Here is a 7,117-nt window from a genome sequence, read left to right on the forward strand (position 1 = left end):
CGGGGGGGGGGGTCTGTTTCTTTTCTTTTTGCTTGTTTTTCGGGTTTTTTCTTCCCCCCCCCGGGGGGGGGGCGGGGGGGGGGGGGCCCCCCCCCCGCGGCCGCCACGGGTGAGGGGTCTCTATCCGCATGCAACTGAGCTCGTGGAAACGTACCCCTCATCCGGCGCTTCGCGCCACCTTCTCCCGCAAGGGGAGAAGGAAGAAAGCAGCTCGGGACCTACCTGAACACATGCAGCGCCGCGTATTGCAGCAGCATGATCGCCTTGGCGTCGATGATGCGGCCGTCCGCGATCATCGAAAGCGCCTCTTCGATGCCGAGCTCCAGCACCTCGATGTCCTCGCCTTCATGTTCGAGGCCGCCGCCGTCGCTGACCCGCATCTCCGGTTCGTATTCGGCGACGAAGAAATGCAGCTTCTCGGTGATGGCGCCGGGGCTCATGAACGCCTCGAACACCTTGTGGACGTGGTGCAGGCGATAGCCGGTTTCCTCCTCGGCCTCGGCGCGGATGCGCATTTCGGGCGAGGCGTCGTCCAGCACGCCGGCGGCCGCCTCGATCAGCAGATCGTCGTAGCCGCGAATGAACGCCGGCAGGCGGAATTGCTTCACCAGGATCACCGTACGGCGTGCCAGATTATACGGCAGCACGGCCGCGGCGTTGTCGCGCTCATAGGTCTCGCGGTGCTGCGTCTGCCATTCGCCATTGGCGCGCCGGTACTCGAACGTCGTGGTCTTCAAGGTTGTCCAGCCGTCCGAGAGCACGCGGACGTCCTTGATGCGGACGCGGTCGGAAATCGTCATGCTTCGATCTCAATTGCTTGGCGTTGTGGTGCGGCCGTCGAGCCACTTCTGGAACATCACCGAGGTCGATTCCTCGAAACCCAGAGACTGGTAGAACGCATTGGCCTGCTCATTCCCGCGCCGGACCAGCAGCTGGAGCTTCAGAATTCCAGCCCGGCGCAGCCAGTCTTCGGCCGCGGCCATGACGACGCGGCCGTAGCCACGCTTCTGGCTCTCCGGGTCGACGGCGACGTAATAGACCCAGCCGCGATGGCCGTCATGGCCGACCATGACGGTGGCGACGATGGCGCCGGCCTCGCGGCCGAGCAGGATCGTGGAGTTATCGCGCCGCCGCGCCAGCGCGATGTCGGCATGCGGATCGTTCCACGGCCGCGTCAACCCGCAGCGCTGCCACAGCGCGACCACAGGCTCGACATCGGCCTCGGTGATCGCGTCGATCGTGAGCGCACTCACAGCACTTTGCCCGGGTTCATGATTCCAAGCGGATCGAGCATCGCCTTGAGCTGTCGCATCAGCTCGATCGCGGTCTTGTCCTTCACGTCGGGCAGCTCGTCGCGCTTGAGCACGCCGATGCCGTGCTCGGCCGAGATCGAGCCGCCCATGCGCAGCACGATGGCGAACACCACCGCGTTCATCTCGTGCCAGCGCGCCAAATAGTCCGCGGTGTTGGCGCCGATGGGCTGGCTGACATTGTAGTGCAGATTGCCGTCGCCGAGATGGCCGAACGGCACCGGTCGCGCGCCGGGGATCAGTTTGACCACGGCTTCATTGGCCTCGGCGATGAAGGCGGGCACGGTGGCCACCGGCACGGAAATGTCGTGCTTGATCGAGCCGCCCTCCGGCTTCTGCGCCGACGACATCTCGTCGCGCAGCTTCCAGAAGCCGGCGCGCTGGGTGAGATTGGCCGCGATCACCGCGTCGTCGACGATCTCGTCCTCCATGGCGCGGCCGAGAATCGTTTCCAGCGGCGTGCGGGCGTCGTCGCCTGGCGACGACAATTCCATCAGCACGTACCAGGCATGCTTTTGCGCGAGCGGATCGCGCACGTCGATGCCGTGGCGGATCGAGAAATCGACCGCCATCTCCGAGAGCAGCTCGAAACTCGTCAGCGCATTGGCGGCCTCGCTTTGCGCGATCGCCAGCAGCTTCAGCGCGGCGTCCGGCGACTTCAGCCCGACGAAGGCGGTCTCGATCGACCGCGGCTTCGGAAACAGTTTTAGCGTCGCCGCCGTGATGATGCCGAGCGTGCCTTCGGCGCCGATGAAAAGATTGTGCAGATTGTAGCCGGTGTTGTCTTTCTTCAGCTTCGACAGCACGTTGAGCACACGCCCGTCCGCCAGCACCACTTCCAGCCCCAGCGCCATCTCGCGCGCGACGCCATAGGCGAGCGCGGCGGTGCCGCCGGCGTTGGTCGAGAGATTGCCGCCGATGGTGCAGCTCCCTTCGGCGCCCAGCGAGAGTGGAAACAGCCGGTCCATTTCGCCGGCCTTCTGCTGTGCGATCTGCAGCACGACGCCGGCCTCGCAGGTCATGGTGTTCGACGCAGTGTCGATCTCACGGATCTTGTCGAGCCGCCGCAGCGACACCACCACCTCGCCATTGTGCGGCGTCTGGCCGCCGACCAGCCCGGTGTTGCCGCCCTGCGGCACCAGCGCGATTTTGTGCTCGGAGGCGAGCTTGCAGATTGCGGCGACTTCGGCGGTCGAGCCCGGGCGCAGCACCAGTGGTGAGCGGCCGTGGAACAGATTGCGCTCCTCGGTGACATAGGCCTCGATGTCGGCCGCATCGGTGATGGCGTGCCTATCGCCGACGATCTTGCGGAATTGTTCGATCAACTCGGGCGCTAGCGGTGGGGTGCCGGGATGATTGATGTTCATTGTCTTCTCTTGCTTCGCTCTTATCGCGCCACAGCCGCCCGGCGCAGCCGGTCGTTGATCGCTTCTCCCAGATCCTGTTCGGGGATCGCCATCACCGCGATCGCCCGCGGGCGCCTCTCATCGAGGGCGCGAAGATAGCCGAACAGATTGGCGGCGGCTTGATCGAGATCGCCGGTGGGCGACAAATTCATGACGGCAGCGGCGGCCTCCACGCCGGGCAGGCGCGCGGGGCCGAACGCCAGCAGCGCTTCCCCCGGCGCGACATCCTGCGCATTGAGCCGCACATGGGCGCGCGGCGCGTAATGCGAGGCCAGCATGCCCGGCGCCAGCGGCTGGCTGTCGTCGCTGTCGGTCTCCACGGGCAGTCGCGCCAGCGGTGCACCGAGCACGGCCTCGATCCGCTCGCGTGCCAGCCCGCCCGGCCGCAGCAGCATCGGCGCCGCAAAGCAGCCGACGATGGTCGATTCGACGCCGACCGTAACAGGCCCGCCGTCCACGATCAGGTCGATCCGCCCCGCAAGGTCGCCCTCGACATGGGCTGCAAGCGTCGGCGAGACGTGGCCGGAGAGGTTGGCGGACGGCGCCACCACCGCCCCGCCGAAGGCGCGCAGGATTGCCTGCGCCACCGGATGGGCCGGAATGCGGATCGCGACCGTATCGAGGCCCGCGGTGGCGAGCTCGGCCACCGGGCAGTTTTCCGTTTTCGGCACCACCAGCGTCAGCGGCCCCGGCCAGAACGCCTCCGCGAGGCGCAAGGCGCAGGCGTCGAATCGCCCGATCCTCCGCGCCGCCGCGAGGTCGGCGACGTGCGCGATCAGCGGATTGAAGGCCGGCCGCCCTTTGGCGGCGTAGAGATGGGCGATCGCGCCGGCATTCGCGGCATCCGCCCCGAGCCCGTACACCGTTTCGGTCGGGAACGCGACCAGCCCGCCGGCGGCCAATGTCCGGGCGGCAGCTTCCGCGCCGGCCGCGCCGGCCGGTAAAATCAGCGTTTCAAGACCCGTTTTCACAGGGATAAGATTCCTCAGCTCGGCCGCTTGCGGTGCGCCAAACCCGACGCTATAAGCCGGCCTCTTGTCGGAGTGTGGCTCAGCCCGGTAGAGCACTGCGTTCGGGACGCAGGGGTCGCAGGTTCGAATCCTGCCACTCCGACCATTCTTCCAAAAGTCGACGTTTCCCTAAAGGCTCGTTCCCCAAGGCTTGGCGGACCGGCCACCGGCGCCCGGGAGCGTCTTCTTGCAACGATTTTCAGGGCGGGTCCACGGCCCATTTGGCCGGACAGGGTGGCGTGTGCGAGCGGCATGGCTCGGCGTTTGGCCGATATCGATAACTCGGCGTTGCAAGCCTCGGTCAGAGGCCTACCGCCGCGCCACCAGCATTCCCACCATAAACGCAATCATCAGCGCGGGCAGCGGCGCCTCACGTACCATGCCGCGAACGACATATGTCCAATCTTGCTCCGGAACGAGTTTCGGAGATCTGATCTCCGGCGCTGGCTCGATGCCCCATTCGGAGGCAAGCTCGGCGATCTCGCTTGAGGCGAGCCGCACGCCGTCGCGGACGCGGAAGATGGCGGCGTCCGCGCGCTCGCGCGGCGCTAGCAGCATCATCGTCGTGACGGCCGTACGCAGGGTCATCTCGCCGTAGCCTTGCAGCCTGACCGATTCCTCGGGGTCGGACGTCATCGCAAATATCTCCCAGCGCCAAATGCTCTACAGCGCCAAATCCCTTACGCGCGAAGTGGCGCGCGATGGTGAATGCCATCGTCGCGCACAGGACCAGCGTGGATACCGCGCCGGCCACGCCGCGCGCGAGATCGGCCCGCGTCAGGTGCCTGGTCATGATTTTGCTCCATGCTCGGCATGGCAATGGCGGGGAGGCGGCGTTGGTTCCTTGCGCAACGGGCGAATCGCGAACGCCGGCTACTTCCGCAGCAGTTCGCTCAGCGCGGCCGTCGCCTCGGCGCAGCGGATGTCGTCGATCTCGCGCGACAGGCTGAGCGCGCTCGATCTGAGCTCTTCGACTTTCCAGCTCTCGGGGTGCTGGGTCTCCAGTTGAGCGAGCCGCTTATTCAGCTCGTCCAACCTGGTTTGCAATTGTTCGACGCTGGCGGCCCCATTCACCACCCAGACTCGTTGCGCACGCATCGTAGTTCCCCTGCTCGTCTCACGGCGTTGTGAGAGGGGTTCGTGGCCGCAATGGGAATTAGTTTTGTCCGGCTTCAGACGGACGGGAACCGTTGCAGATTGGCAACGCGAGTTCCTTCGCGTTGACCGGGAGCTACCGCCGTCGCGCGCATCAGGCCGCGCGCGGCCACTCGGTCGATTGCTTTTCAAGCCGGCTTTCGAGGATGGCGATGCTCACCCGGATATTGTCGCGGCGGGCCCGCAGGTTCTGCGCGAGCATGGGGTAGGCCACGTTCTGGGGATCGGAGATTCCAGCCTTCCGCTCTTCCTCCAGAATGTCGGCGTCGATCATTTGCATGCGCCAGCGCAGATCGGAGATCAATGCGTGGAGCTGGGTCGGCATGGTCGCTTCGAAACGGGACGTCGGATGCATGATCGCCTCACGATGAGACAGACCCACTGCGGGTCTGAGGGGTTTGACTCCCGTGCAGCAAGCGGAATGCCAGGGGCGGCTGAGCGTCTCCCGCGATTGCTCGACGGCGCACCGGAACGATTGCCACTCTTTCCCGTTGCTGCAGGGCCTCGACAACGAGGCGATCGAGGGACCCATGCCGCTCATCCGCTATTTCGTCTTCACCGGCAGCGCTCTGCTCGCCCTCCTGTACCTTGCTGACTACTACATGGCCGGCCCCGTGAGTGCGGCTGCAGGGACCGGGCCGGACCTCTCGATCGCCCGGATCCATTCTGCGCAGACATGGCCGGAGAAGATCGTCTTCGACACCAACGTGCGACAGATTCCGTTGACCAAAACCGTGGCGTCAACATCAGACGCGGCGCCGCCGGCCGCGCCGGAAGGTACGCGCCAGGCACTTGCGATGGCGGCGCAGCCCGCCGCGGAGCTCAAGGCTTCGGACGTTAAGGCGTCGGACGCCAAGGCCGCGGAGCCCAGGCAGGCCAAGGCGGCCGCACCGAACAAGCGCGTCGCGGAGCGGCATCGTCGCCGCCAGCCCTCGCGCATGGCGGCGCGCAGTCAGTTCTTCAACGAGCCCGTCGCCGCAGAATGGTGAGCGGCGCTCCATGAGGGTATTTTCGCGCGACCTGGATGCGGTCAATCGCAATTCATCCTCGGCGCGTCCCACGTGACGGTCGGGCTGCCTCTCGGTTGGGCACCGTGCCGGACAGCGAGGCTGTGCGCGCGACGCATCGCACGATAGTCTCTGCCGCGACCTGACGGGAAGCGGACGAGGGAAAATTTGTGGCGAGATTTGTGACTGTGGCGGCCGGCCAGCTTGGCCCTGTGGCGCGGACCGAGACCAGAACCGCGGTCGTGGCGCGCCTGATGGCCCTGATGCGCCAGGCGCACGCCGACGGCTGCGACCTGATCGTCTATCCCGAGCTCGCGCTGACCACGTTCTTTCCGCGCTGGTATTTCGAGGATCAGGCCGAGATCGACAGCTTCTTCGAGCGCGAGATGCCGGGGCCGGAGACCAGAGCCCTGTTCGATCTCGCGCGCGAGATCGGCATCGGATTTTGCCTTGGCTATGCCGAGCTGACGGTCGAGGCCGGACTTGTCAGGCGCTACAACACCTCCATCCTGGTCGATCGAAGCGGCGCCATCGTCGCCAGATATCGCAAGGTACATTTGCCCGGTCATGCCGAGCACGAGCCATGGCGCGAATTCCAGCATCTGGAAAAGCGCTATTTCGATCCGGGCAGCAGTTTCGGCGTGACCGAGGCCTTTGGCGGCGTGATGGGGATGGCGATCTGCAACGACCGCCGCTGGAGCGAGACCTATCGGGTGATGGGCCTGCAGGGCGTCGAGATGGTGATGATCGGCTACAACACGCCGGTGCACAATCCGCCCGCGCCCGAGCATGACGATCTCTCGCTGTTTCACAATCAGCTGGTGATGCAGGCCGGCGCCTATCAGAACGGCACCTTTGTGGTCGGCGTCGCCAAAGCGGGTGTCGAGGAGGGCGTCGACCACATCGGCGGAAGCTGCATCATCGCGCCCTCCGGCGAAATCATGGCGCGATGCACGACCAAGGGCGACGAGATCGCGCTCGCCCGCTGCGATCTCGATCTCTGCAATTCCTACAAGCGCACCACGTTCAATTTCGACGTTCACCGTCAGCCGCAGGCCTACGGGATGATCGTCGAACGGAAGGGCGTGACACTCATGGCCGACGGAACGCCGGTGCGAACGAAGGGGTTGAGCTCCCCCTTGTAGCGGGGGGGGGGGGGGGGGGCGGGCGCGGCCGCGGGGGGGGGGGGGGGCCCCGCCCCCCGGGGGGGGGGGGGGGCCCCCCGGGGG

Annotated in this window: 9 protein-coding genes and 1 tRNA gene; 3 read left to right on the forward strand and 7 right to left on the reverse strand. The window is 66.1% G+C overall.

Annotated features, from left to right (window positions below; translation table 11 throughout):
• Window positions 1-218: 218 nt before the first annotated feature.
• From AC0L2J_RS01925 to AC0L2J_RS01940, 4 genes are read right to left on the reverse strand one after another with little or no spacing between them, the layout of a single operon-like run.
• Window positions 219-800, reverse strand: coding sequence for a GDP-mannose pyrophosphatase (locus AC0L2J_RS01925; RefSeq protein WP_473249414.1), 582 nt, complete (start codon window positions 798-800; stop codon window positions 219-221).
• Between the two features lie 9 nt (window positions 801-809).
• Window positions 810-1,253, reverse strand: coding sequence for a GNAT family acetyltransferase (locus AC0L2J_RS01930; protein WP_473386854.1), 444 nt, complete (start codon window positions 1,251-1,253; stop codon window positions 810-812).
• A complete protein-coding gene (locus AC0L2J_RS01935) occupies window positions 1,250-2,677 on the reverse strand; it encodes an FAD-binding oxidoreductase (RefSeq protein ID WP_473386856.1) in 1,428 nt (475 codons plus the stop codon). The genes AC0L2J_RS01930 and AC0L2J_RS01935 overlap by 4 nt, the downstream gene beginning before the upstream one ends.
• Window positions 2,678-2,697: 20 nt before the next feature.
• Window positions 2,698-3,687 carry an L-threonylcarbamoyladenylate synthase gene (locus AC0L2J_RS01940; RefSeq protein WP_473386859.1) on the reverse strand — a complete coding sequence of 330 codons (990 nt, stop codon included), beginning with the start codon at window positions 3,685-3,687 and terminating at the stop codon, window positions 2,698-2,700.
• Between the two features lie 68 nt (window positions 3,688-3,755).
• Between AC0L2J_RS01940 and AC0L2J_RS01945 the strand changes: the two genes are divergently transcribed.
• Window positions 3,756-3,832, forward strand: a tRNA-Pro gene (locus AC0L2J_RS01945).
• Window positions 3,833-4,035: 203 nt separating this feature from the next.
• On the opposite strand, the gene AC0L2J_RS01950 is transcribed toward AC0L2J_RS01945, so the two are convergent.
• The 3 genes from AC0L2J_RS01950 to AC0L2J_RS01960 form a co-directional block, all read right to left on the reverse strand.
• A complete protein-coding gene (locus AC0L2J_RS01950) occupies window positions 4,036-4,362 on the reverse strand; it encodes a hypothetical protein (RefSeq protein ID WP_473386862.1) in 327 nt (108 codons plus the stop codon).
• Between the two features lie 237 nt (window positions 4,363-4,599).
• The gene (locus tag AC0L2J_RS01955) at window positions 4,600-4,824 is read right to left on the reverse strand and encodes a hypothetical protein (protein ID WP_473249419.1); all 225 of its coding nucleotides are present in this window, start codon (window positions 4,822-4,824) and stop codon (window positions 4,600-4,602) included.
• Between the two features lie 151 nt (window positions 4,825-4,975).
• Complete coding sequence (locus tag AC0L2J_RS01960) at window positions 4,976-5,206, reverse strand: hypothetical protein (RefSeq protein WP_473386864.1); 231 nt, start codon at window positions 5,204-5,206, stop codon at window positions 4,976-4,978.
• Window positions 5,207-5,411: 205 nt separating this feature from the next.
• Between AC0L2J_RS01960 and AC0L2J_RS01965 the strand changes: the two genes are divergently transcribed.
• The gene (locus AC0L2J_RS01965) at window positions 5,412-5,870 is read left to right on the forward strand and encodes a hypothetical protein (protein ID WP_473386866.1); all 459 of its coding nucleotides are present in this window, start codon (window positions 5,412-5,414) and stop codon (window positions 5,868-5,870) included.
• A gap of 188 nt (window positions 5,871-6,058) precedes the next feature.
• Window positions 6,059-7,033: an N-carbamoyl-D-amino-acid hydrolase gene (locus AC0L2J_RS01970; RefSeq protein ID WP_473386868.1), complete on the forward strand. Its 975-nt coding sequence runs from the start codon at window positions 6,059-6,061 to the stop codon at window positions 7,031-7,033.
• Window positions 7,034-7,117 lie beyond the last annotated feature (84 nt).

The sequence above is a fragment of the Bradyrhizobium sp. MV1.5 genome (genome assembly GCF_055807615.1).

Coding starts and splice junctions, on each gene's coding strand:
- AC0L2J_RS01925 (WP_473249414.1), bottom strand. CDS start 800: ATGACGATTTCCGACCGCGTCCGCATCAAGGACGTCCGCGTGCTCTCG.
- AC0L2J_RS01935 (WP_473386856.1), bottom strand. CDS start 2,677: ATGAACATCAATCATCCCGGCACCCCACCGCTAGCGCCCGAGTTGATC.
- AC0L2J_RS01950 (WP_473386862.1), bottom strand. CDS start 4,362: ATGACGTCCGACCCCGAGGAATCGGTCAGGCTGCAAGGCTACGGCGAG.
- AC0L2J_RS01955 (WP_473249419.1), bottom strand. CDS start 4,824: ATGCGTGCGCAACGAGTCTGGGTGGTGAATGGGGCCGCCAGCGTCGAA.
- AC0L2J_RS01960 (WP_473386864.1), bottom strand. CDS start 5,206: ATGCCGACCCAGCTCCACGCATTGATCTCCGATCTGCGCTGGCGCATG.
- AC0L2J_RS01965 (WP_473386866.1), top strand. CDS start 5,412: ATGCCGCTCATCCGCTATTTCGTCTTCACCGGCAGCGCTCTGCTCGCC.